This window comes from Pseudomonas sp. AP42, from assembly GCF_001728935.1.
GTDB lineage: Bacteria > Pseudomonadota > Gammaproteobacteria > Pseudomonadales > Pseudomonadaceae > Aquipseudomonas > Aquipseudomonas lactis.
The window spans coordinates 1-25,175 of the sequence record NZ_LYSO01000066.1 but is presented as its reverse complement, the minus strand read 5'-3'; the positions used below and the strand labels follow the sequence as shown (position 1 = coordinate 25,175).

The window sequence follows — 25,175 nt, the reverse complement described above, 5'->3', positions numbered from 1 at the left end:
CTTGCTCGCGAAAAACGCCAACGATAGCGCGTGCTTCCTGAAGAAACGCGACGCCTGTGAGTTTTTCGCGAGCAAGCTCGCTCCTACAGGGTATTAGCCCGGTTGCCAGCCGCCACCGAGTGCGGTCAAAAGTGCCACACTCGCCTGCAATTGCCGGGTCTGCACTGCCTGCAACGTCCTCTGTGCCTGCAAGGCGGCGGTTTGGGCGGTGACCACGTCCAGGTAACTCACCGCACCGGCCTGATAGCTGTTCATCGCCAAGGCCTGGGTATGTTGCGCTGCCTCTGCCGCCGCTTGCTCGTCCTCGGCTTGCTGCTGCAAATCCCGCAGTTGTGCAAGGTTATCTTCCACCTCGCGCACGGCTTTCAATACGTGGCTACGGTACTGTGCCGAGGCCTCCTCGAACTCGGCCTTGGCCTGGCGTTCGTTGGCGCTCAAGCGCCCGCCGTCGAAGATCGGCAGGTTCATCAGCGGCCCCAGCGCCCAGTACCGGTTGCCGGCAGACAGCAGGTTACCGACGCCTTGGGTCTGCCCGCCCAGCACACCGGTCAAACTGAAATCCGGGAACCACGCCGCCTTGGCCACGCCGATCGTTGCGTTGGCCGCAAACACGCGACGTTCAGCGGCGGCAATGTCCGGGCGACGCTGCAGCAGGTGGCTGGGCAACTGCGCTGGAATGCTGGGCAACGCCATTAATTGCGAGCTGGGCTGCAATGAAAAATCACTGGCCGTCACGCCCACCAATTCGCCGATGGCATGCTCGGCGAGGTTGCGTTGACCACGCACTTCATCCAGCTGTGACTTGGCTTCGGCCAGTTGGTTTTGTGCGCGGGTCAGGTCCAGTTCCGACGCAATCTGGCCTTCATAACGGCTGCGGGTCAGTTGCAGCGCCTGGCTGAAGTCCTGCAACGAACGGTCCAGGATTCGGCGCTGTGCATCCAGCCCATTGAGCTGCACATACAGGCTCGCCAACTGCTGTTGCAGGCTCAGGCGCACCACCGCCAGATCATCAAAGGACGCTTGCGCCTGGGCATCGCCCGCAGCGACCTGGTTGCGGATTCTGCCCCACAGGTCGAGGTCGTAACCCAAGGAGAACTCAGCGGTATTGCTGTTGTACACCGACGGCTGTGTCGTGCCGCGCAACGGTCGTGAATCCGATTGACGCTGGCGTTGCGGTTGCGCGCTGGCGGTGATTTGCGGGAAAAGGCCCGCGTGCAGTTGACTGGCATAGGCCTGGGACGCATCGAAGTGCGCCAGCGCCGCGGCCAGGTCCGGGTTGGCCTTGAGCAGTTGCTGTTGCAGCGCGTTCAGGTGCGAATCGTGGTAGAGCTGCCACCACTGGGGCGCCAATTGGTCCGACGGTTGCGCGCTGTGCCAGGGGCCATCGCTGGTTTGTTCGCGGTAGTGGGCGGGCAGGTCAATTGACGGCACTGTATAGGTGGGCGCCATCGAGCAACCCTGCAACGCCAGCAGCACCAACGCCGCCAGCGGCTTAGGCTTTGGGCGCATGGGCACCTCCGGTGGCGTCTGCCAGTTGCACCGGGTCGCCTTCACGTAGGGCGTCGGGCGGGTTGTCGATGATACGGTCAGCAGGTTTCAGGCCTTGGTCGATCACCAGGCGCTCGCCGAGGTCCAGGCCAATATGAATGTCTTGCAGGTGCACATGGTTGCTCCCGTCCAGCACCGCCACCTGGGTGCCCTGGGCGCGGAAGATCAAGGCGCTGGCCGGGATGCTTACACCATGGGTGTCAGCCGGAATCGGCAGGGTGACTTCGGCGTAATCGCCCGGCAGCAGTGCGCCGTTGGGGTTGTCGGCGACGAACTGGGCGAGGAGGGTGCCGGAGCGGCGGTCGATGGCGGTGGAGTCACCGATCAGGCGCGCCTTGAAGTGCTCGCCGGGGTGCTCGGGGACGGTCAGTTCGGCCTCAAGGCCTGTATGAATGACCGCTGCATAGTTCTGCGGCACTGGCACATACAAACGCAGTTGGTGGGTGTCGGCAATGTTGAACAGTTCCGGATCGCTGGCGTTATCGGCCTTGATCAACTGGCCGATGTCCGTGTTGCGGGCGGTGATGGTGCCAGCGAACGGCGCGCGAAGGGTCTTATAGCTTTCCAGGGCGCACAGTCGCGCATAGTCTGCTGCAGCGGCTTCGGTGTTGGCCTTGGCGGCTGCGGCGTTGGAGGTTTTTTCATCGGCATCCTGGCGCGATACCGAATGGCTGGCCAGCAGGTTTTGCCAGCGGGTCGCGGTGGTGGCTGCCAGGTGTGCATTGGCTTGTTGCTGGATCAGGCGCGCATGGGCCTGGGCCAGTTGTTGGTCAAGGTCGGGGCTGTCGATTTCGGCGAGCAGTTGCCCGGCCTTGACCTGGGCGCCAATGTCGACTTTCCAGTCCTTCAAGTAGCCGCTGACCCGTGCATGGATCGCCGCCTTGCTCCACGCCTCCAGGTGGGCGGGCAGGCGCAGGGTATCACCGGCGGCGTTTGGCTTGGGCTGGAACACCATCACCTGGGGGACAGCGGCGGCTTCGGTCCAGGCAGTGACCGATTGTTCGTGCAGCGTGCGCGCATGCAGGCCGCTGGCGACCAACAGGGCAGCCAGCGTCAGGCCACCGACACCCATGAGCATCAGACGCTTGCGCGAGGGTTTTTGATCAGGCGACATGGGGCGTTTCTCCAGCAGTTGCGCGAGTAGGATGACGGCCGTGGACCAGGCTGAAGACCACGGGAACAAACAACAAAGTGGCGATGGTGGCGAAGATCAAACCACCGATGACCGCTCGACCGAGCGGGGCGTTCTGCTCCTCGGAAATCGCCAGGGGCAGCATGCCGATGATCATCGCCAGGGCGGTCATGCACACCGGGCGAAAGCGTGTGTAGCCGGCTTCCAGCGCGGCTTTCAACGCATCGCCATGTTCGGCCAGGCGCTCACGGCAGAAGCTCACCACCAGGATCGAGTTGGCGGTGGCCACGCCCATGCACAAGATGGCGCCGGTGAGTGCCGGTACCGACAACGAGGTGCCGCTGAGGAACAGCATCCACACGATGCCCGCCAATGCTGCCGGCAACGCCGTGATGATCACAAAGGGATCGGCCCACGACTGGAAGTTGACCACGATCAGCAGATAGATCAGCACCACTGCGCCGAGCAACCCGAAGCTCAAACCACTGAACGCCTCATGCAGCGCATCGATCTGCCCGTGCAGGCTGATAGTCGCGCCTTTGGGACGCATGGACGCCGTGTCATCCAGCACCTTTTGCACATCGCGGGCGACGCCGCCGAGGTCGCGGCCTTGCACGTTGGCGTACAGGTCCAGGGTCGGTTCAATGTTGTAGTGGGTCACCACGGCCGGGCTTTGTACCCGGGAGATGGTTGCCACACCGCCGAGAATTTGCGCCTGCCCATTGGCCCCCGTCACCGGCAGTGCTTCCAGGGACGGCAGGCTGTCGAGACGGTATTGCGGGGTGGCGGCGACGATGGAGTAAGACACGCCGTTGGCCGGGTTGAGCCAGAAGGTCGGCGCGGTTTGTGAGCTGCCGGCGAGGGAGGCGACCATGCTGTTGGTGACGTCACGCTCGGTGATACCCAGGCCATTGGCGCGCATACGGTCCACGTTTACTTGCAGCGAGGGGTAGCCGGTGGACTGCTGGATGCGCAGGTCGGCAATCCCCGGTACATGCTGCAGGCGCCGTTCAAGTTCGACGGCATAGGTGCGGTTGTCTGCGTCACTGCGCCCGGAGATTTTGACGTCCAGCGGGGCGGGGGCGCCGAAGTTGAGGATCTGGCTGCTGATGTCGGCGGGCAAGAACGCAAAGTGGCTACCGGGGAAACTTTGCGGCAGGGCTTCGCGCAGTTTTTTCACATAGTCGGCGGTGGGTGCGTGGTGCGTTTTCAAGCTGACTTGAATATCGCCATCCTGCGGGCCGATGGTGCCGCTGCTGCTGTAGGCCATGTCGATGCCGCTGAGCGGAATGCCGATATTGTCGACGATGGTGTCCAGTTCTTCGGCGGGGATGACCTCGCGAATCCGCGCTTCGATGCGGTCGAACGCCGCGGCGCTTTCCTCGATGCGCGTGCCCAGGGGCAAGCGCACATGCAGGGCCAGGGCACCCGCATCGGTGGCCGGGAAAAAGTCCTGGCCCAGGCTCGGCAACAGCAGGAACGACGCCAATACGCACGCCAGGAACCCGACAATGAAGCGCTTGCGTGCGCCCAGTGCCAGCGTCAGCAGGCCATGGTAGGTGTCACGGATATTGGAAAAGTGCCGCTCGAAACCCTGCTGAAAATTCAGCACCGATTGCAGCAACGCATTGCGCGGTTTCAGGTGCTGTTCACCCTCGTGGTGGTTGATGAATGCATCTTCCGGATGATGCCCCGCGCCTGGCTCGGGTTTATGTGGTTTGAGCAAAAACATCGCCAGCGTCGGCACCAGGGTGCGCGAGAGAATGAACGAACTGGCCATGGCGAAGATCACCGCCAGCGCCATGGGCCGGAACAGGTAACCGGCGATGCCTTGCAGCAAAAACATCGGCACGAACACGATGCAGATGCACAGCAGTGAGACGAACGCCGGGCCGACGATTTGCGCGGCGCCGTCGAGAATCGCGGTCTTCACCGCCTTGCCTTGCTCCAAGTGCCAGTTGATGTTTTCGATGGTCACCGTGGCGTCATCCACCAGGATGCCCACGGCCAACGCCAGTCCGCCCAGCGTCATGACGTTGAGGGTTTGCCCACTGACGGCCAACAGCGCGATGGCCGACAGCACCGCCAGGGGAATCGAGGCGGCGATGATCAAGGTCGAGCGCCAACTGCCGAGAAACAGCAGGATCATCGCACTGGTGAGCAATGCGGCAATGATGCCCTCCTGGGCCACGCTGCCCACCGACTGTTTGACGAACACCGAGGCATCGCCCAGCAGCGAGGTTTTCAATGACGGCGGTAGGGTTTCGTTGATGCGCGGCAGCATCTGGCGGATACCGTCGATGATCGACAGGGTGGAGATACTGCCGTTTTTCAGCGCCGGCATCAGCACGGCGCGATGGCCGTCGACCCGCACGATGTTGGTTTGCGGCGGTGAACCGTCGCGCACGTGAGCCACTTGGCCGATGGTGATCAGCGCCCCATCGACGGTCTTGATCGGCAAGTCGTTGAGCTCATCAATGGCCTTGGGGCTGTTGTTGAGCAGGATTGTGTATTCGTCGGGGCCAAGCTTGGCGGTGCCCACCGGAATGATCTGGTTCTGCAGCGCCAGGGCATTGCCCACATCCTGGGCCGACAAGCCTTTGGCGGCGAGGGCTTGGGGGTCGAGGTCCAGCGTAATCTGCCGTTGCTTGCCGCCCATCGGCGTGGGCATGGCCAGGCCGGGCAGGGCGCTCAAGGGCAGGCGAATATTGTTCTGCACCAGGTCGCGAATTCTGGCTTCCGAAAGGCTGGGGCTGGAGAACGCCATTTGCAGGATCGGCACCGTGGAGGCGCTGTAGTTGAGGATCAGCGGCGGCGTGATGCCCGGCGGCATTTGCTTGAGCACGGTTTGTGACACCGCCGTGACCTGGGCATTGGCGGTACGGATATCCACGCCAGGCTGGAAGAAGATCTTGACGATGCCCATGCCGGGCAGTGATTGCGACTCGATATGTTCGATGTCGTTGACGGTGGTGCTCAGGGAGCGTTCGTAGGTGTAGATCACCCGGCCGGCCATGGCGTCCGGGGACAGGCCGTTGTACTGCCAGACCACGGCGACCACGGGAATGCCGATATCGGGAAAAACATCCGTGGGCGTGCGCAGGGCCGCCATCGGCCCGATGATGCAGATGAATATAGCCAGCACGATGAAGGTGTACGGCTTTTGCAGTGCGGTCTTTACCAGCCCGAGCATGCGTGAGTCTCCGAGAAGAGCAGGATTGCAAACCCCGGCAGTCTTGCCCGACCCACCTAACACGCACCTTTCAGCCAGGTGAAGGAAGTTTTAGTTAACGGCTGAAGATCCTTTCATAGGGATTCATTTGTTCCAGGAGGGGCGGCTCATCAAGCTTGTCAGCCATCGGATACGACCTTTTCATTCATGCCCTTTGGAGCACTGTCATGTCACTTAAACCACTGTTGTTAGTTCCCGTTCTTGGCTTTGTCTGCTTACTGTCGGCATGCGCTGGCCCGATCCCCAAGGCGGACCCCAGCCAAGCCTGGATCGGCTTGCAGGAAGAAGCGCCGAATGACCTGATGGCCGAGCGTGTCGATGGCAAGCGCGTGGACGATGGGCGCTATTTTGAAGTGACCCCGGGGGACCATCGCCTGGACGTGACCTTATTTGAAGACGAGCCGGGTGACGACAACCAGCAGGACTGCCAGGGCCGCATCGAGTACAAGCATTTCAAGGCGGGTGAGCACTACACCCTGGTGGAGTCGAGCCTGGGCACCACGGTGCGCGCGTCCCTTGAGGACGGCCACGGCAAGGAAATTGCCGCCACCCAGGACTTCAATTGCATGCCTGGCTAGGCGTGATGCGCCGTCGCCTTGCGCGGCTCGGCGGGTTCAGCAGGTTTGACGTGGGGGTGATGATGCCGGCGCGTCACGCGCATGACCCCCCACAGCATGGCGGCGGCGACGGCCAGCCAACCACAGATCAACAGGAAAATCGTTGTCGCAAGGCTCATTCGGGCCTCCTTTCGCCCACTTGGGGCACACACAGTCTTCTCAATGGACAGTCTAGTCAGCTGACGGTTGCCTGCTATTGACCAATGGTCGAGTCCGTCCAACTTGTTTGCTCTATCGTCACCGCTTTATTGCACGCGTCGGCTATAGATATCTTGCGCCGCCCCCTGTAGGCGCGAGCTTGCTCGCAAAAAACGTCAACGATGACGCAGGCTTCCTGAATAAACGCGGCGCCTGTAAGTTTTTCGCGAGCAAGCTCGCTCCTACGGGATAGAGAAAGCGCGATTGGGCTATGATCGGGGCCTTTACCGGCAGTTGATCAAGAGAGTGAAAAAATTGCGCTTACGGTCGAACCTTAAAACTTCCTTGCTACTGGCCGTTGCCCTTGGATTGGCGGCCTGTTCCAGCAACACTCCATCCAAACTGCCTGGCTTACCCGAGCGCGTCGAACTCAATGGCGTGCCGACCTTTCGCAGCGAGGCTTATCAGAGCGGTCCTACGGCACTTGCCAGCATGCTGTCGCAACAAGGCATTGTCATGACACCGGGTTTGCTTGATAAGCCGCTGCGCCTGCCCGGCGCCGAGGCGGACCTTGAGCGCAACATGCAGGTGCTGGCGCGTGAGTACGGGCTGATGGTGTACCCATTGGACGCCAAGCTGACCGCCGTGCTGGCGCAGGTGGCGGCGGGTTACCCGGTGATGGCGCGGATCAACGCCAGCTATTGGTCCGGGGCGCGTTATGTTGTGGTGGTGGGGTTCAACCAGCAGAAGAGTACGGTGCTGTTGCGCTCAGGCAATGAGCGCCGCTTGAGCATGAGCTTCAGCGACTTTGAGTCGGCGTGGAAGGGCGCGGGCCATTGGGCCATCCTGACCCAGCGCCCGAGCCAGTTGCCCGCCAATGTGGACGCGCAACGCTGGCGCGATGCGGCCAATGCCACCGCGCAGGCGGGTCAGGAGCAGGCAGCGGCGCAGGCACTCAAGGTGCTGGCAGAAAAGAAGTGAAGCTCAAATAATGTGGGAGCGGGCTGTGGGAGCGGGCTTGCTCGCGAAGGCGCAGCGTCAGTCGCTGAATGCTTAGACTGACCCACCGCATTCGCGAGCAAGCCCGCTCCCACACTAAATCACATCACTGTTTATCGACGTACTTCCGTAGCGGTCGCTCGATTCTTGAGGTTCTTATCGGCTTTGTAACGCAGCGCCACATCCGGCACTGCGCCGCCTTTGCCAGTTTCTACCCAGCTACGAATACGGCTGGCATCGGCAAAATGGGTGAACTTGCCAAAGGCATCCAGGATCACCAGCGACACCGGGCGGTTGCCCATGCTCGTCACCAGCACCAGGCAGTGGCCGGCCTGGTTGGTGAAGCCGGTCTTGGTCAGCTTGATATCCCAGTTGGCGCGGTTGATCAGGTGGTCGGTGTTGGAGAAGCCCAGGGTGTAGTTGGGCTTGCGGAACGACACGGTCTTTTCCTTGGTGGTGCTCAACTGGCTCAGCATCGGGAATTTGCGCGCATAGGCCAACAGCTTGCTCAGGTCGCGGGCGGTCGACACGTTATGGATTGACAGGCCGGTGGGCTCCACGTAGTGGGTGCTGGTCATGCCCAGGGATTTGGCCTTGGCGTTCATCGCCGCAATAAAGGCCGCGTAACCGCCAGGATAATGGTGGGCCAGGCTCGCAGCGGCGCGGTTTTCCGAAGACATCAGAGCGATCAGCAGCATTTCCTTGCGCGGCATCTGGCTACCGATCTTCACGCGGGAGAACACGCCTTTCATCTCGGGCGTGTCGGTGATGTTGATGTCGATGTACTCGTCCATATTCTGCTTGGCCTCGAGGACGATCAGGCCGGTCATCAGCTTGCTCACCGAAGCGATGGGCACCACCACGTCGGGGTTGCTGGAATAGATGACCTTATTGGTCTGCAAATCCACCAACATGGCGCTGCCGGAGGCAATCTGCAGCTTGGAGGCGTCACGCGGAGCCAGGGTGGTTTCGGCGGCGTGGGCGAAGGTGCCTGTCAAAGCAAAAAACAGGCTGACAATAGAAAGACGAATTTTCACGCGGATGAACTCGCTAAAAAGTAAGGAAATGCCGTTGTAGAACGGATCTTGTGACAAATGACGTTACATTTTAGGAGTATGGATCAGAAAGCGATAGAGAGCCTTTAAATAAAGGCTCTAAGCCGATGATTGGTTGAGGTTGTAGCGATTTTGTACCCATCACTGCGCGCTCAAGCTTTCCAACTTCTGATGGCCCGTGGTTGCCGAAAGCCATTTTGCATCTGGCCTCAACCGAGGAGCTCAGACATTGGCAAGGCCCAAGCGTTCGCCATCACCACCTGCGGCGATCCCGCTGCTGCCCAGCGAAGCGCGTCAGTCACCCGCGCCGCTATGGTGCTCTCCGAGACGCCTTTAGCTTAGGGCGCGAATAAAGCCTATGCATTGTAGCCGCAGGCTAGCATCGAGGAGAGCGAAAAAAAGGTGCAGATTGTATAGCTGGATCTAGAAAGGGCTGCAAATTTAAGGATCATCTTATGTCGCAGGTGAAATTATCGTGGTGATATGCGCGACTGAAATGTAAGTGGAGTTATTATGAAGAAGTGCGAGTGGTTTGTAAGCTCTATGTTTAGGGGGGTAGGCGCACGGGTATCAAATATAATGTTGGTGTCGTTGCTAGTGTTATCTGATTTGTCATTTGGGGGCGAAACTCCTAGGTGTGGAAATAACCCAGTGAGCGTGCCGTTGGAATTGGCATTTAATGGTCCAAACAATCTTCAGGTAGGTAGAGATGTACCTTTGGGGACAGTTATCTATGAGGAAACGATTTCTGCCGGAGAGGTTCTTTTTCTATGTAAAAACATAACTCATTCAATCGGGATTCAGGATGGTCCTGCGTCTATGCATGGGAACGAAAACACCTTCCCTCTATTGGGGAGCAAAAGTTTATCATGGAGAATTCGTTTGTCCGGCTCTCCGGAGGTTGAAGGCATTGCAACTCGCCCTTATGGCCCAGGCTTGATGTCAAATACTATCTACTCGCTGGGGCCTGGGGTATTTACTCTATACTTGGTCAAGGCTGGAGAGTTTACTAATGATACTGTTGTGCCGACAGGCATTATTGGTACGGTGCGCGGTGGCTCTGGGTATGGGAATACGCTCGGATTGCTCGCCAATATTAAAATTAGAAATGGAAGTCGCCCTATTGTTTCGTCTTGCAGCACTCCAGAGTTTATAGCGGTGAATATGGGGACGTATGTTTCATCGGATTTTGACAGTGGAGAAAGTAAAGCAGTTCCGTTTAGTATTAAGTTGAGTGAGTGTGATGATAGTGTGGCTATTGTTAAATACAGTTTTTTGCCAGCTACCCCAGTGCTCGATCAAAGTAAAGGCGTGGTTTCACTTAATCGAGGATCTACTGCCCGAGGAGTTGGACTAAGGATTACACGGGAGAATGGCGGTGCTGTTATTTTTGGCAACAGCTATCGTGTAGATGGCTTTACTTCTGGTCTTACAAATTTCGATATCCCGTTTCATGCGACGTATTCTCGATTAATAGGTGAGACATTAATATCGGGTACGGCTGATACTGAGTTGACATTTGTCATGACGTATCTATGAAAGTATGAATTCTTGGCTCGGACGGTGGGAGGGGGCGCCCTCTGTAATTGGATGGACTCGCCCAAGCCGAGGCGTCTATGCGCCACGGTGGCATTCTTATAGAAGCCAACGACAGCGAGGGCGAGCCCATGAAAAAGCATACGATGATCAATCAGTCTTTGTCAGCCGATGTATCTACTTGCGTAAACGTCGCGGTAGACCTTGCCAAAAAGGTCTTCCAAGTGGCCGGTGAGAATGCGCTCGGCCAGGTCATATTCGAGGATCGGATTAAGTCACGAGAGGCCTTTAAAACCTTTTTTCTTAAGCTTCCAGCAAACGTGACGGTGCTGGTGGAAACCGGGCCAGGTGCTCAGGCATGGACGCGATTACTGCAAGCACAGGGCAATTCTGTTCGCATCCTACCCTCTCAGCATGTGGCTAATCATCGCAGCGGCCCGAAAAATGATCGCAACGATGCATTGGCGATCCTGCGCGCCGGACGCGACTGTGCGATATCAGCCGTACCGGTCAAAAGGCCTGCGGCGCTTGCAATGCAAGCGTTGCATCGGGCTCGGCAGGGATATATAGGGCGACGTACGGCGGTCGGTAATCAGATGCGTGGCTTACTCCTGGAGCAGGAAGTTTCCATGCCCCAAGGCGAAATGGCCATCAGCCAACGTATCCTCGAATACTGGAAGACGCCACTCAGCCATTACCCGATTTACTGCGCGAACTAATCGCCGAACTGTTAGTTGAATGTGGTCATTTGGGCGAACGCGTCAACGTGTTGACCGGTCGGCTCGAAACAGCGGCGAAGAACGATGAGACAGCCAAGCGATTGATGACGGTGCGCGGAGTTGGCCCGATCATGGTCACAGCACTGTTGGCCAAGCAGGCTGAGCCTGAACGCTTCGCAAATGCTCGACAGTTCGCTGCCTACTTCGGGCTGGTGCCCAGCCAGCACAGCAGCGGAGAAAAAATCCGGCTCGGCAAGATGGGCAAGAACGGTGATGCGTATTTGCGCAGCCTGGCGGTCCAGGGAGCCCGCGCCGTGTTAAGACAGGTGCGACCGGATTCAGAGCAGTCCGACGACCAGCGGCTACAGCGTTGGGTATCTCGCCTAGGGCGCAAGGAGGTGGCGGTGCGTTTGGCCAACCGCAACCTGCGTATCCTCTGGCGGCTCTTGCAAAACGACCAGACTTTTCGACGTCAGCCAGGTAATAGTCAGGAGGCTGAGATGAGCCACGGATTTACAGAGTTCTGCCACCGGGGCGTTTAGCCGCTCCAACCCGTGCTGACGAACATTGACCCCTGGTCAGACCGGCGTGAATTGATGCCTGCGCTCCTACCGGCCCTTGAGGCCTTTTTGTAATGGGCAGATCGCGAGCTGATCCAATGTTGGCCAGAAGCTGTTTGGAGCTTCCTCGGATAGGCCTGATACATAGAAGCAACCGGGTACCAATGTTTTAAAAGCGGGTTGAAAGTGGGGGCGAGTCCATACATAGGAGCGAGCTTGCTCGCTCCTACAAAAAGCCTTAACTGAACGGCATTATGCGCTAAGGCAGGGCTTTTTCATTACGCCTGGTTATTAACCGTGCAGGGTTTCCGCTGCATATAAGGTGTTTTCCAGCAGGCAGGCCCGGGTCATCGGCCCGACACCGCCTGGCACCGGCGTGATCCAGCCAGCACGGGGCAGGGCGGTTTCATACACCACGTCACCCACCAACTTGCCGTCTTCCTGGCGGTTGATGCCCACGTCGATGACGATGGCGCCTTCCTTGATCCACTCACCCTTGACCAGGCCTGGCTTGCCAGCAGCGACCACCACCAGGTCGGCGCGGCCAACGTGGCCGGCCAGGTCCTTGGTGAAGCGGTGGGTGACGGTCACGGTGCAGCCGGCCAGCAGCAGTTCCATGGCCATCGGGCGACCGACGATGTTCGATGCGCCCACCACGACAGCGTCCAGACCATATAGATCGACACGGGTGCTTTCCAGCAGCGTCATGATGCCTTTGGGGGTGCATGGGCGCAGCAGGGGAATGCGTTGGGCCAGGCGGCCGACGTTATAAGGGTGGAAACCGTCGACGTCTTTGTCCGGGCGGATGCGTTCCAGCAGCTTGGAGGCGTCCAGGTGCTCGGGCAGTGGCAGCTGCAGCAGGATGCCGTCCATCTGCGGATCATCGTTGAGGCTGTCAATCAGGTCGGTCAGGGCCTGTTGAGTGGTGTCCGAAGGCAAGTCGTAGGCCTTGGAAATAAAGCCGACCTCTTCACAGTCTTTACGCTTGTGCGAGACATAAACCTGAGAGGCAGGATCGCTGCCGACCAGGATCACCGCGAGGCCAGGCGTGCGCAGGCCTTGCTGGCTGCGCTCGGTGACTCGTTTGGCGATCTGCTGGCGCAGGCTGGCGGCGATTGATTTGCCGTCGATAAGTTGTGCAGTCATTACGCGTGATTAACCATCGAGAGGGGGAAGAAAAGTGCGCGCATTCTCGCATGCCAAGGCGCGAGGGCAAAGGCGCTTGGTCTGCAAATTGCCCTAACCCCTTAAATAAAATCAGTTTTTTTCAAAAAAGATTTGACGGGTTTCCGGGGCATCTATACTATTCGTCGCACTTGTCGGGCACAGCCTAGCACTGGTTAAGAAGGTCGAGCAGAATAGTTGTACTGCAAGGCTGGAAGCACTTAGTTTGTAATCCTCCAAGAGTACAGATTAATAAGGCGCCCGTAGCTCAGCTGGATAGAGCATCCGCCTTCTAAGCGGATGGTCGCAGGTTCGAGTCCTGCCGGGTGCGCCATTAGGCAGCTTTGGCACAAGTAGCGCTATATGGTGGGCGTAGCTCAGTTGGTAGAGCACGGGATTGTGACTCCCGTTGTCGAGGGTTCGATCCCCTTCGTCCACCCCATATTCTGAAAGGCGCCAGATTTTACAGTCTGGCGCCTTTGCTTTAAGAGCTTCAAGCGCGGATGTGGTGGAATTGGTAGACACACTGGATTTAGGTTCCAGCGCCGCGAGGCGTAAGAGTTCGAGTCTCTTCATCCGCACCAATTAAAGCTTTGCTGTGCCGTCAGGCGGGGCAGGGCTCAACAAAGAAGTAGTTTGGTTTCTTTGTTAACGCAATATGGTGGGCGTAGCTCAGTTGGTAGAGCACGGGATTGTGACTCCCGTTGTCGAGGGTTCGATCCCCTTCGTCCACCCCATATTCGAAAGGCGCCAGATTTAACAGTCTGGCGCCTTTTTTGGTTTTGGCGGTTTGAGATTGGGTGGTCGCAGGTGCTGGGCTGCCCCGGCAGGGCGTGTCGTCGTATTTGTGTATCTCGATGATGCTGCGTTGCTTGCCTGTTCTGTTCGCAGGGCGGGCCGTCAGGGAGATGAATGGTTGTTCCTTCTATATATAGAGGGGCGGCGCAGAGCCCTGGCGCAATTTGGCTGTATTTGTCACCGGGGCGAGGTACTTCAGTGCTTTCGTACCGATAAATTGCCGGCTGTTTTCCGCTGTGTTTTCAGTAGGGTGACTTCTTGAGTTTGACCCACTAGAATGCATGCCCTTGATTGGGGTCGGAAATGGCCGGCTAATGTCTGTGCAACGAGGAATATCCATGCAAGTTTCTGTTGAAAATACTACTGCTCTCGAGCGCCGCCTGAGCATCACCGTGCCGGCAGAGCGTATCGAGACTGCGGTCAACAAGCGTCTGCAGCAGACTGCCCAAAAGGCCAAGATCGCTGGTTTCCGTCCAGGCAAAGTGCCGATGAGCGAAATCAAGCGTCGTTTTGGTGCCGATGCGCGCCAGGAAGCTGTAGGTGACGTGATCCAGGCTTCTTTCTACGAAGCCGTTGTCGAGCAAAAGCTGAACCCGGCTGGCTCGCCTTCGATCGAGCCCAAGTCCCTGGAAGCGGGCAAGGACCTGGAATACGTTGCCGTATTCGAAGTGTTCCCGGAATTTGAAGTGGCCGGTTTCGACGGTATCGAAATCGAGCGTCTGAGCGCCGAAGTGGCTGATTCGGACCTGGACAACATGCTGGAAATCCTGCGCAAGCAGAACACTCGTTTCGAAGTGGCCGACCGTGCCGCCCAGAACGAAGATCAACTGAACATCGATTTCGTTGGCAAGGTTGACGGCGAAGTCTTCGCTGGCGGCTCCGCCAAGGGCACTCAGCTGGTGCTGGGTTCCAACCGTATGATCCCTGGTTTCGAAGACGGCCTGGTTGGCGCCAAAGCCGGCGAAGAGCGCGTTCTGAACCTGACGTTCCCTGCTGACTACCAGAACCTGGACCTGGCTGGCAAAGCCGCCGAGTTCACCGTGACCGTCAACAGCGTTTCCGAGCCTAAGCTGCCAGAGCTGAACGAAGAGTTCTTCGCCCAGTTCGGCATCAAGGAAACCGGCATCGAAGGCTTCCGCACCGAAGTTCGCAAGAACATGGAGCGTGAGCTGCGTCAGGCCATCAAGTCCAAGGTCAAGAACCAGGTCATGGACGGTCTGCTGGCCGCCAACCCGATCGAAGTGCCTAAGGCCCTGCTGTCCAACGAAGTGGATCGCCTGCGCGTTCAAGCGGTTCAGCAGTTTGGTGGCAACATCAAGCCTGACCAGCTGCCGGCCGAGCTGTTCGAAGAGCAAGCCAAGCGCCGCGTTGTGTTGGGCCTGATCGTGGCTGAAGTGGTCAAGCAGTTCGACCTCAAGCCAGACGAAGACCGCGTTCGCGAAATGATCCAGGAAATGGCTTCGGCCTACCAGGAGCCTGAGCAGGTCGTGGCTTGGTACTACAAGAATGAGCAGCAGATGAACGAAGTACGTTCGGTTGTGCTGGAAGAACAAGTTGTGGATACTGTTCTGCAGAAGGCTAAGGTGACCGATAAAGCGGTCTCTTACGAAGAAGCAGTCAAACCGGCGGAAGCAGCACAAGCCGACTGATTGTCCAACTCGTTGGAAATTCAACCATAAGCCAGCCTCGCGCTGGCTTATGCGTTTTCAAGACATGACTATTTGGGAGTAACTGCAGAGCATGTTCCGTAATTCCTATATTCAGCAGAACTCTGATATCCAGGCCGCAGGCGGCCTGGTCCCGATGGTTGTCGAGCAGTCCGCTCGTGGCGAACGCGCCTACGACATCTACTCGCGCCTGCTCAAGGAGCGAGTGATCTTTCTAGTTGGCCCGGTAGAGGACTACATGGCCAACCTGATCTGTGCGCAGCTGCTGTTCCTTGAAGCGGAAAACCCGGACAAGGACATCCATCTCTACATCAACTCGCCGGGTGGTTCGGTGACTGCGGGCATGTCGATCTACGACACCATGCAGTTCATCAAGCCAAACGTGTCGACCACCTGTATTGGCCAGGCGTGCAGCATGGGCGCCTTCCTGCTGACCGCGGGTGCCGAAGGCAAGCGTTTCTGCCTGCCGAACTCGCGCGTGATGATTCACCAGCCACTGGGCGGTTTCCAGGGCCAGGCGTCGGACATCGAAATCCACGCCAAGGAAATCCTCTTCATTCGTGAGCGTCTCAACACGCTGATGGCCAAGCACAGCGGGCGCACCCTGGAAGAAATCGAGCGCGATACCAACCGTGACAATTTCATGAGCGCTGAAGCCGCCAAGGAATACGGGTTGATCGACGCAGTGATCGACAAGCGCCCCGCATAATATAAGCCGCTCAAAATAGGGCTGGTCGGCATGTCCGACCACTGGCGGGCTTGAAAAAGCCCGCATAAGCCTTCATCTTGTGTTGCAAGCCTATCGGATTTGGATCGAACGAATGACTGACACCCGCAACGGCGAGGACAACGGCAAGCTGCTCTATTGCTCCTTCTGTGGCAAAAGCCAGCATGAAGTACGCAAATTGATTGCCGGCCCCTCGGTGTTTATCTGCGACGAATGCGTCGACCTGTGCAATGACATCATCCGTGAGGAGGTGCAGGAAGCCCAGGCCGAGAGCAGTGCGCATAAATTACCTTCGCCTAAAGAAATCAGCGGCATCCTTGACCAATACGTCATTGGTCAAGAGCGTGCAAAAAAGGTTCTGGCCGTAGCGGTGTACAACCACTACAAGCGCCTGAACCAGCGTGACAAGAAAGGTGACGAGGTTGAACTGGGCAAGAGCAACATCTTGCTGATCGGTCCTACAGGCTCGGGTAAAACCCTGCTTGCAGAAACCCTCGCTCGCCTGCTGAACGTTCCGTTCACCATCGCCGACGCCACCACCCTCACCGAGGCTGGCTACGTGGGTGAAGATGTCGAGAACATCATTCAGAAACTGCTGCAGAAGTGCGACTACGACGTAGAGAAAGCCCAGATGGGTATTGTCTACATCGACGAGATCGACAAGATCTCGCGCAAGTCGGACAACCCGTCGATCACTCGGGATGTTTCCGGTGAAGGCGTGCAGCAGGCCCTGTTGAAACTGATCGAAGGCACGGTTGCGTCCGTACCGCCGCAAGGTGGTCGCAAGCACCCGCAGCAGGAATTCCTTCAGGTTGATACGCGCAACATCCTGTTCATTTGTGGCGGTGCGTTCTCGGGTCTCGAGAAGGTGATTCAGCAGCGTTCCACCCGTGGCGGCATTGGTTTCAGTGCGGAAGTGCGTAGCAAGGAAGAAGGCAAGAAGGTGGGCGAGTCCCTGCGTGAAGTCGAGCCTGACGATTTGGTCAAGTTCGGTCTGATCCCGGAATTCGTTGGCCGTCTGCCGGTCCTGGCCACGTTAGACGAGTTGGATGAGGCGGCTTTGATCCAGATTCTCACCGAGCCGAAAAACGCCCTGACCAAGCAATACGGCAAATTGTTCGAGATGGAAGGTGTAGACCTGGAGTTCCGTACCGACGCGCTGAAATCGGTGGCCAAGCGGGCACTGGAGCGCAAGACCGGTGCACGTGGCCTGCGTTCTATCCTCGAAGGCGTGTTGCTCGACACCATGTACGAAATCCCCTCGCAGTCCGAGGTGAGTAAAGTGGTGATCGACGAAAGCGTTATCGAAGGCAAGTCCAAGCCACTGTATATCTATGAAAACAGTGAGCCGGCTGCCAAGGCTGCACCCGACGCGTAAGCGTTCAGCAGTTGCGGTACAAGCAAGGGGCCTCTAGGGGCCCCTTGTTTTTTGGGGCGTTTTTTCGAGACGGTGGTTAAATTCGCGTGTATTCATGCGTTTAACTGGTGGCATTGAGCTTGTTTTTTTTGCATGCAACCCCCATCTTGGTTTCAAGCTTATTTTTGAACTGTCATAGAGGCGAAATCATGAAGACAACCATCGAATTGCCTCTCCTGCCGTTGCGTGATGTCGTCGTCTATCCGCACATGGTTATCCCGCTGTTCGTGGGGCGCGAGAAGTCTATCGAAGCCCTCGAGGCCGCGATGACGGGCGACAAGCAAATCCTGCTGTTGGCCCAGAAGAATCCTGCTGATGATGATCCGGGCGAAGATGCCCTGTATCGCGTCGGCACCATTGCCACTGTCCTGCAATTGCTCAAGCTGCCCGATGGCACCGTCAAGGTACTGGTCGAAGGCGAGCAACGCGGTGCCGTAGAGCGCTTCATGGAGGTGGACGGCCACCTGCGCGCGGAAGTGGCGCTGATCGAAGAAGTCGAAGCCCCGGAGCGTGAATCCGAGGTGTTCGTACGCAGCCTGCTGTCGCAGTTCGAGCAGTATGTGCAGTTGGGCAAGAAAGTCCCGGCTGAAGTCCTGTCGTCCCTCAACAGCATTGATGAGCCAAGCCGCCTGGTCGACACCATGGCCGCGCACATGGCGCTGAAGATCGAGCAGAAGCAAGACATCCTCGAAATCATCGACCTGTCGGCGCGTGTCGAACACGTATTGGCGATGCTGGATGGCGAAATCGACCTGTTGCAGGTTGAAAAACGCATCCGTGGCCGCGTGAAGAAGCAGATGGAGCGCAGTCAGCGTGAGTACTACCTGAATGAGCAGATGAAGGCCATTCAGAAGGAACTCGGCGACGGCGAGGAAGGCCACAACGAAATCGAAGAGCTGAAAAAGCGTATCGATGCCGCTGGCCTGCCCAAAGACGCCCTGACCAAGGCCACCGCCGAGCTGAACAAGCTCAAGCAGATGTCGCCGATGTCGGCTGAAGCCACCGTGGTGCGCTCGTATATCGACTGGCTGGTGCAAGTGCCGTGGAAGGCCCAGACCAAGGTGCGCCTGGACCTGGCTCGTGCTGAAGAGATTCTCGACGCTGACCATTACGGCCTGGAAGAGGTCAAGGAGCGCATCCTTGAGTACCTCGCTGTACAAAAACGCGTGAAGAAAATCCGCGGCCCGGTGTTGTGCCTGGTCGGGCCTCCGGGTGTGGGTAAAACCTCCCTGGCGGAATCGATTGCCAGCGCAACCAACCGCAAATTCGTGCGCATGGCCTTGGGTGGCGTGCGTGACGAAGCGGAAATTCGCGGTCATCGCCGTACCTACATCGGTTCGATGCCGGGAAGATTGATTCAAAAGATGACAAAGGTGGGTGTACGCAACCCGCTGTTCCTGCTCGATGAAATCGACAAAATGGGCAGCGACATGCGTGGCGATCCTGCCTCGGCGCTGCTTGAAGTGCTAGATCCCGAGCAGAACCACAACTTCAACGACCATTACCTGGAAGTCGACTACGACTTGTCTGACGTAATGTTCCTGTGCACCTCCAACTCCATGAACATTCCGCCAGCCTTGCTGGACCGGATGGAGGTGATTCGTCTGCCGGGCTACACCGAAGACGAGAAGATCAACATCGCGGTCAAGTACCTGGCGCCCAAGCAGATTTCGGCCAACGGCCTGAAGAAGGGCGAGATCGAGTTCGAGGTCGAGGCGATCCGCGACATCGTGCGCTATTACACTCGCGAGGCCGGTGTGCGGGGCCTTGAGCGCCAGATCGCGAAGATCTGCCGCAAAGCGGTGAAGGAACACGCGCTGGAAAAACGCTTCTCGGTGAAAGTGGTTGCCGACTCCCTGGAACACTTCCTGGGCGTGAAGAAATTCCGCTACGGCCTGGCCGAGCAACAGGACCAGGTCGGCCAGGTGACTGGTTTGGCGTGGACCCAGGTGGGTGGCGAATTGCTCACCATCGAAGCTGCGGTGATTCCGGGCAAAGGTCAATTGATCAAGACCGGCTCCCTGGGTGACGTGATGGTCGAATCCATTACCGCCGCGCAGACGGTAGTGCGCAGCCGCGCCCGCAGCCTGGGCATCCCGCTGGACTTCCACGAGAAGCACGACACCCATATCCACATGCCGGAAGGGGCGACCCCCAAAGACGGCCCTAGCGCTGGCGTAGGCATGTGCACGGCCCTGGTATCGGCCTTGACCGGCATTCCTGTGCGCGCCGATGTGGCGATGACCGGGGAAATCACCCTGCGTGGCCAGGTATTGGCGATCGGTGGTCTGAAAGAGAAATTGCTCGCCGCCCACCGGGGTGGAATCAAGACCGTGATCATTCCTGAAGAGAATGTTCGCGACTTGAAGGAAATTCCTGACAACATCAAGCAGGATCTTCAGATTAAACCGGTTAAATGGATTGACGAGGTCCTGCAAATTGCGCTGCAATACGCGCCGGAGCCCTTGCCGGATGTGGCCCCGGAGATTGTCGCGAAGGACGAAAAACGCGAGTCCGATTCCAAGGAAAGAATTAGCACGCATTAATGTGTTGGAGCCTGGGGGCTTCCTTGACAGCTTTTTAGAGCCCTTGTTATAAAGCGGCTCTTAAGTGTCTGTAGGCCATTCAGCACTGGTTTTGCTTTTTACCAAAAAACTTAGAATCATACTCAATAGATATATAAGGGGACTTAGAGTGAACAAGTCGGAACTGATTGATGCTATCGCTGCATCCGCTGATATCCCGAAAGCTGCTGCTGGCCGTGCGCTGGACGCAGTAATCGAATCCGTCACTGGCGCTCTGAAGGCCGGCGACTCCGTGGTACTGGTAGGCTTCGGTACTTTTTCTGTGACTGACCGCCCAGCTCGCACTGGCCGTAACCCACAGACCGGCAAAGCACTGCAAATCGCTGCTGCCAAGAAACCAGGTTTCAAAGCCGGTAAAGCCCTGAAAGAAGCCGTTAACTAAGCTTCGTTCAAGCCTTTGCTTACCCGGGTCGGACGCAGGTCTGGCCTGGCAGCGGAGCGGTAGCTGACCCACGTATCGGGTCGCCACGCCGGGGGTGCAGATTCGAACCCCCGTCCGCTCCGCCAGTTACGAGAAGGCGCATCCTCGGATGCGCCTTTCTTCTATCCGGACTCTACCCACGCTCCACGGTTGCCTAATTTTTGAAGTTCAACCGTTTCTGGGGGACGCATGCTGCAAAATATCAGGGACAATTCACAAGGCTGGATTGCCAAGACCATCATCGGGATCATCGTCGCTTTGATGGCGTTCACCGGTATCGAAGCCATTTTCCAGGCTTCGGGTAATAACAAGCAGGACGTGGCCAAGGTCAACGGTGAAGAAATCACCCAGACCGAGCTGAGCCAGGCTGTCGACATGCAACGGCGCCAGCTGATGCAACAGCTGGGCAAGGATTTCGACGCTTCCCTGCTGGACGAAAAGCTGCTGCGCGATGCTGCCCTCAAGGGCCTGATCGACCGTAAGCTGCTGCTGCAAGGCGCTGCTGATTCCAAGTTCGGCTTCTCGGAAGCTGCGCTGGACCAGGTGATCCTGCAGACGCCGGAATTCCAGGTAGACGGCAAGTTCAACGCCGAACGCTTTGACCAGGTGGTCCGTCAGTTGGGCTACAGCCGCATGCAATTCCGTCAGATGCTGACCCAGGAAATGCTGATCGGCCAAGTTCGCGCAGGCATCGCTGGCAGTGGTTTCGTGACTGACGCCGAGGTGCTGGCATTCGCCCGCCTGGAAAAACAGACCCGCGATTTCGCCACCGTCAACATCAAGGCTGACCCTGCGGCGGTGAAACTCACCGACGACGAGGTCAAGGCCTACTACGACCAGCACGCCAAAGAGTTCATGACCCCGGACCAGGTGGTCATCGACTATCTGGAATTGAAGAAGTCGTCCTTCTTCGACCAGGTTACGGTCAAGGACGATGAGCTGCAGGCTGCCTACGAGAAGGAAACCGCCAACCTCGCTGAACAGCGTCGTGCCGCGCACATCCTGATTGAAGTCAACGACAAGGTCACCGAGGCGCAAGCCAAGGCCAAGATCGAAGACATCCAGGCGCGCCTGGCCAAGGGTGAGAAGTTCGAAGCCCTGGCCAAGGAGTTCTCCCAGGATCCAGGTTCGGCCAACAATGGCGGCGACCTCGGTTTTGCCGGCCCTGGTGTTTACGACCCGGACTTCGAAACCGCGCTGTACGGCTTGAAGCAAGACCAGGTGTCGACGCCGGTGCGTACTACCTTCGGTTGGCACCTGATCAAGTTGCTGGGCGTTGAAGCGCCCGAGGTGCCATCGTTCGCCAGCCTGAAAGACAAGCTGACCCGCGAGCTCAAGGCCCAGCAGGTTGAACAGCGTTTTGTCGAAGCGACCAAGCAATTGGAAGATGCGGCATTCGAAGCCTCTGACCTGGCCCAGCCAGCGTCTGACTTGAAGCTGACCGTCCACACCTCCGCGCCGTTTGGCCGTGAAGGTGGCGAAGGTGTTGCGGCCAACCGTGCCGTGGTCACTGCAGCCTTCAGCCCGGAAGTGCTGGATGAAGGCGCCAACAGCAGCGCCATCGAGCTGGACCCGGAAACCATCATCGTGCTGCGTGCCAAAGAGCATCTCAAGCCGGCCCAATTGCCGCTGGAGAACGTCGCTGCGGCCATTCGCACCCAGATGACCAAGGAGCGCGCGAGCGCTGCCGCCAAAGCCCGTGCCGACGAGTTGATCGCCAGCCTGCGTGATGGCAAGACCGCGCTGGACCAGCCGGTTGACGGCCAGGCCTGGAAGGTGACTGAGGCGGCTACCCGTGGTCAGGAGTCTATCGACCCGGCCGTGCTGCAAGCCTTGTTCCGCATGCCTAAGCCTGCGGCCAAGGACAAGCCGACCTTCACCACCGTGACCCTGCGCGATGGCGGCCTGATGATCGTGCGCTTGAACGGCGTGAACGAAGCGGCGGCCCCTACGGACGAAGAAAAGGCGCAATACCGCCGCTTCCTCGCTTCCCGTATTGGCCAGCAGGACTTCGCGGCCTACCGCAAGCAGCTGGAAACCCAGGCAGACATCAAGAAGTACTGATGCCGTCCTGAATAAAAAGACCCCGACCTGAAAAGGCGGGGTCTTTTTTTGCCTTTGATAAAGTGAGTGCTGAATGCGCTTTAGGCGTTCTTACCTGCAAACTTGAGCTTGCCCCACGTCAACCCGATCACTGCCGCCAGGGTTGAAGCCGCCAACACGCTCAGCTTGGCAGCCGACAGCAGAGCAGGGTCTGAAAATGCCAGGGACGAGATAAAGATCGACATGGTAAAACCGATCCCCGCCAACAGACCGACCAGGCCAACGCCCGTCCACGTCACACCGTCCGGCAGCTTGCAGATGTTTAGCTTGACCAGCGCCAGGCTCGCCAGCATCACGCCCAGAGGCTTGCCGAGCACCAGGGCGAAGATGACGCCCATGAACACACCGTGGGCCAGCGGGTCATCCAGATTGAAGCCGTCCAGGCTCACGCCGGCGTTGGCCAAGGCAAACAGCGGCATCACGCCGAAGGCTACCCAGGGGTGCAGCGCTGATTGAACCCGCTGCACCGGCGGCAATATTTCCCGCTGGGCTTCGCGCAATTGCTTGAGGGGCGTGGCGACTTGCTGGGCTCCTTCGGCTGGCTGCGAGAACCGGTCCATCAGTTCGTTGAAGGTGCGTTCGATAGTCTCCAGCGGGCGTTCCCGGGTGGGCTTGGAATTGACCGGGGTCATCAAGCCAAGGATCACCCCGGCGAGCGTTGGGTGCACGCCGGTCTTGAGCAGGCCAAACCATACGATAGCGCCAGGCAGCAGGTAGATCGCCGCCTTGCTGATACCCATGCGTTGGAACACCAGTACCAGGGCCAGCCCGCCTGCAGCAATCACCAAGCCCATGTAGTCGAGGCTGGCGGTGAAAAAGATCGCGATGATCAGGATCGCCACAATGTCATCGATGATCGCCAGGGCCAGCAGCAGGATACGCACGCCACTGGGGATCGACTTGCCCAGCAGCGCGAGCACGCCCACGGCAAAGGCGATGTCGGTCGCGGTGGGCACCGCCCAGCCACTCGCGGCGGCGGTACCGTGGTTGAGCAGGGTGTAGATGAGTGCCGGCATCAGCACGCCGCCCAACGCCGCGCCTAACGGCAGCGTGGCCAGCTTCAGGTTGGCGAGGGCACCGTCTTTGATTTCCTGGCGGATCTCGGCACCGACCACCAGGAAGAAGATGGTCATCAGCCCGTCATTGACCAGAAAATGCAGGGAGCGCGACACGCTGTAGTCGCCCAGCCCGAGGGTGATGGGCGTGTTCCAGAAATGCTCGTAGGTCGCGGCGGCGGGGCTGTTGGCCCACACCAGCGCGACGATGGCGGCCAGCAGCAGCACGATACCGCTGACGGCTTCGATATGTGAAAAGCGCTCGAGGGCGGACAGCGCGCCCTCAGTCAAACGCTGGGGGCGGGGGATGGCGGGGTGTTTATCAGGCACGACAACTCTCCATTGGCGGCCCGACCAATGCTTGGCTTTTAACCTGCGCCGTACTTTATGCAGCAACGCACCCAGGGGCGATGATAGAAAGGTGAGGAATAAGTTGTAAACAAACTTGTCATAGAACCGCGCACATTACGGCTCTTTATCGATCCTATGTGCGCCAGGCTTTTTCCTACTGACGCTGCTGTCTTAGCCTGAGATGTTTTACCGACAGGAATCGCGCCTCAGTGTCGTGTTCTGTTGCACAATACCGTCCGGACCGTTTTCTTCAGGATTTTCAATGTCGACATCATTTCACTTGCGCACTCTCGGGTTGGCGCTGGTGCTGGCGGGCGCTGCGGGCTGCTCGTCACCCAAGACCGCTATCTACGAACATGAGAATTTCGACGACTCCGGTACGTTTTCCCGCGATTACCCGGTCAGCGATGTGGCGGCCTGTGAAGCGGCGCGCCGTGCCCTGCTGAGTCAGGGCTACATCATTACCAGTAGCGACCCGAAGTTGGTGGCCGGCAACAAGAGCTTCCAGCAGACCGGCGAGACCCACCTGCAGATCAGTTTCAATGTGGTGTGCGCCGCTGATGGCAAGGGCAGCAATCACTCGACGATGTTTGCCAACGCCTTGCAGGACCGCTATGCGCTGAAGAAGGTCAACAACTCCGCGAGCCTCGGCGTGGGCGTGCTGGGCTCGGTGTCGATGCCGATTGGCTCCACCGACGACTCGATGGTGAAAGTGGCCAGCGAGACCGTCTCGGCACCCAAGTTCTACGAGCGTTACTTCGCGCTGGTGGACGTGTTCTTGCCGCAGGAAGTGAAGCAGGCCGAGCATATCCCCGAACAGCCCAAGGCCGACCTGGGCGTGCCCGAGCCCAAGGCCGCTCCGGCAGCCGAGAAGGTCGAGGCGCCGAAGGAGGTGCCTGTAGCGCCCGCCGCTGCAGAGCCGCTCGCGCCACCACCTGAGGCTGCACCGATTGCACCGGTGACAGAGCCTGCTCCAGTGGCGCCGGCGCCGACTGATCCGGCCTTGCCTGCGCCGACAGAAGCGATTCCACCGCTGCCGATGCCTGCGCAATAACGCAATGCTCGAATGTGTGGGGTGTCAGGTAGAGAAGCGTCGGCTGACAGGTCGCTATCGCAGCATAGGTATCTACACAACTTCGGTACGACGCTGACCCTGTGGCGAGGGAGCTTGCTCCCGTGACGGCCTGCCAGCCGACACTTATCTCCCTGATACCCCGCGGTCAAACTGTGGGAGCGGGCTTGCTCGCGAAGGTGTCCCTGGCAGTCACCACAGTTGGATTGTGTACATATCCATTCCTGCGGTAACGGCCACTTAGGGTTCCGCCCTGACGGCGTCTTACTTTTGAAAAGC

The 25,175-nt window shown here is 58.5% G+C and carries 17 protein-coding genes, 4 tRNA genes and 1 pseudogene; 15 read left to right on the top strand and 7 right to left on the bottom strand.

The window, feature by feature from the left end; all coding sequences use genetic code 11:
* Positions 1 to 93: 93 nt before the first annotated feature.
* Genes A7K61_RS20330 through A7K61_RS20320 form a run of 3 tightly spaced genes read right to left on the bottom strand, consistent with a single transcriptional unit; the run spans position 94 to position 5,873 of the window.
* Positions 94 to 1,509: an efflux transporter outer membrane subunit gene (locus A7K61_RS20330; RefSeq protein ID WP_069558221.1), complete on the bottom strand. Its 1,416-nt coding sequence runs from the start codon at positions 1,507 to 1,509 to the stop codon at positions 94 to 96.
* Complete coding sequence (locus A7K61_RS20325) at positions 1,493 to 2,662, bottom strand: efflux RND transporter periplasmic adaptor subunit (protein ID WP_069558220.1); 1,170 nt, start codon at positions 2,660 to 2,662, stop codon at positions 1,493 to 1,495. Before A7K61_RS20325 ends, A7K61_RS20330 begins: the two co-directional genes overlap by 17 nt.
* Positions 2,652 to 5,873 (bottom strand): efflux RND transporter permease subunit, encoded by a 3,222-nt coding sequence (locus tag A7K61_RS20320; RefSeq protein WP_069558219.1) that lies wholly within the window; start codon positions 5,871 to 5,873, stop codon positions 2,652 to 2,654. The genes A7K61_RS20325 and A7K61_RS20320 overlap by 11 nt, the downstream gene beginning before the upstream one ends.
* 206 nt (positions 5,874 to 6,079) lie before the next feature.
* On the opposite strand from A7K61_RS20320, the gene A7K61_RS20315 reads away from it, so the two are divergent.
* The gene (locus tag A7K61_RS20315) at positions 6,080 to 6,490 is read left to right on the top strand and encodes a hypothetical protein (RefSeq protein ID WP_003192269.1); all 411 of its coding nucleotides are present in this window, start codon (positions 6,080 to 6,082) and stop codon (positions 6,488 to 6,490) included.
* Here A7K61_RS20315 and A7K61_RS33210 read toward each other — a convergent pair.
* Positions 6,487 to 6,648 (bottom strand): hypothetical protein, encoded by a 162-nt coding sequence (locus tag A7K61_RS33210; RefSeq protein ID WP_164692270.1) that lies wholly within the window; start codon positions 6,646 to 6,648, stop codon positions 6,487 to 6,489. The genes A7K61_RS20315 and A7K61_RS33210 overlap by 4 nt on opposite strands.
* Positions 6,649 to 6,982: 334 nt before the next feature.
* Between A7K61_RS33210 and A7K61_RS20310 the strand changes: the two genes are divergently transcribed.
* Positions 6,983 to 7,648 carry a peptidase C39 family protein gene (locus A7K61_RS20310; RefSeq protein ID WP_069558224.1) on the top strand — a complete coding sequence of 222 codons (666 nt, stop codon included), beginning with the start codon at positions 6,983 to 6,985 and terminating at the stop codon, positions 7,646 to 7,648.
* Between the two features lie 131 nt (positions 7,649 to 7,779).
* On the opposite strand, the gene pbpG is transcribed toward A7K61_RS20310, so the two are convergent.
* Positions 7,780 to 8,703, bottom strand: coding sequence for a D-alanyl-D-alanine endopeptidase (gene pbpG, locus A7K61_RS20305; protein WP_044274651.1), 924 nt, complete (start codon positions 8,701 to 8,703; stop codon positions 7,780 to 7,782).
* 669 nt (positions 8,704 to 9,372) lie between these two features.
* Between pbpG and A7K61_RS31565 the strand changes: the two genes are divergently transcribed.
* A complete protein-coding gene (locus A7K61_RS31565) occupies positions 9,373 to 10,260 on the top strand; it encodes a fimbrial protein (RefSeq protein WP_161952170.1) in 888 nt (295 codons plus the stop codon).
* A 143-nt stretch (positions 10,261 to 10,403) separates the two neighbouring features.
* Positions 10,404 to 11,518 (top strand): annotated as a pseudogene (locus tag A7K61_RS20300) (IS110 family transposase).
* Positions 11,519 to 11,827: 309 nt separating this feature from the next.
* On the opposite strand, the gene folD reads toward A7K61_RS20300, so the two are convergent.
* Entirely contained in the window at positions 11,828 to 12,682 is an 855-nt protein-coding gene (gene folD / locus A7K61_RS20295) for a bifunctional methylenetetrahydrofolate dehydrogenase/methenyltetrahydrofolate cyclohydrolase FolD (RefSeq protein WP_069558218.1), read from the bottom strand.
* A 275-nt stretch (positions 12,683 to 12,957) separates the two neighbouring features.
* Between folD and A7K61_RS20290 the strand changes: the two genes are divergently transcribed.
* The 10 genes from A7K61_RS20290 to A7K61_RS20245 all read left to right on the top strand — a co-directional run bounded on the left by A7K61_RS20290 (position 12,958) and on the right by A7K61_RS20245 (position 22,379).
* Positions 12,958 to 13,034 (top strand) — tRNA-Arg (locus A7K61_RS20290).
* A gap of 32 nt (positions 13,035 to 13,066) precedes the next feature.
* Positions 13,067 to 13,142: transfer RNA gene (locus A7K61_RS20285), tRNA-His, on the top strand.
* 57 nt (positions 13,143 to 13,199) lie between these two features.
* Positions 13,200 to 13,284: transfer RNA gene (locus A7K61_RS20280), tRNA-Leu, on the top strand.
* Positions 13,285 to 13,361: 77 nt separating this feature from the next.
* Positions 13,362 to 13,437: transfer RNA gene (locus A7K61_RS20275), tRNA-His, on the top strand.
* 399 nt (positions 13,438 to 13,836) lie between these two features.
* The gene (tig, locus tag A7K61_RS20270; protein ID WP_014718988.1) at positions 13,837 to 15,147 is read left to right on the top strand and encodes a trigger factor; all 1,311 of its coding nucleotides are present in this window, start codon (positions 13,837 to 13,839) and stop codon (positions 15,145 to 15,147) included.
* 91 nt (positions 15,148 to 15,238) lie between these two features.
* The gene (clpP, locus tag A7K61_RS20265; RefSeq protein ID WP_003192255.1) at positions 15,239 to 15,874 is read left to right on the top strand and encodes an ATP-dependent Clp endopeptidase proteolytic subunit ClpP; all 636 of its coding nucleotides are present in this window, start codon (positions 15,239 to 15,241) and stop codon (positions 15,872 to 15,874) included.
* 112 nt (positions 15,875 to 15,986) lie between these two features.
* The gene (clpX, locus tag A7K61_RS20260) at positions 15,987 to 17,270 is read left to right on the top strand and encodes an ATP-dependent Clp protease ATP-binding subunit ClpX (RefSeq protein WP_003192254.1); all 1,284 of its coding nucleotides are present in this window, start codon (positions 15,987 to 15,989) and stop codon (positions 17,268 to 17,270) included.
* Between the two features lie 188 nt (positions 17,271 to 17,458).
* A complete protein-coding gene (gene lon, locus A7K61_RS20255; RefSeq protein WP_003192252.1) occupies positions 17,459 to 19,855 on the top strand; it encodes an endopeptidase La in 2,397 nt (798 codons plus the stop codon).
* Positions 19,856 to 20,003: 148 nt separating this feature from the next.
* Positions 20,004 to 20,276, top strand: a complete 273-nt coding sequence (locus A7K61_RS20250) for an HU family DNA-binding protein (protein ID WP_003174819.1) — start codon at positions 20,004 to 20,006, stop codon at positions 20,274 to 20,276.
* A gap of 228 nt (positions 20,277 to 20,504) precedes the next feature.
* Complete coding sequence (locus A7K61_RS20245) at positions 20,505 to 22,379, top strand: SurA N-terminal domain-containing protein (protein ID WP_069558217.1); 1,875 nt, start codon at positions 20,505 to 20,507, stop codon at positions 22,377 to 22,379.
* Positions 22,380 to 22,459: 80 nt separating this feature from the next.
* On the opposite strand, the gene nhaA is transcribed toward A7K61_RS20245, so the two are convergent.
* Complete coding sequence (gene nhaA / locus A7K61_RS20240; RefSeq protein WP_069558216.1) at positions 22,460 to 23,803, bottom strand: Na+/H+ antiporter NhaA; 1,344 nt, start codon at positions 23,801 to 23,803, stop codon at positions 22,460 to 22,462.
* A gap of 283 nt (positions 23,804 to 24,086) precedes the next feature.
* Between nhaA and A7K61_RS20235 the strand changes: the two genes are divergently transcribed.
* Entirely contained in the window at positions 24,087 to 24,878 is a 792-nt protein-coding gene (locus A7K61_RS20235) for a DUF2242 domain-containing protein (protein ID WP_056787966.1), read from the top strand.
* Positions 24,879 to 25,175 lie beyond the last annotated feature (297 nt).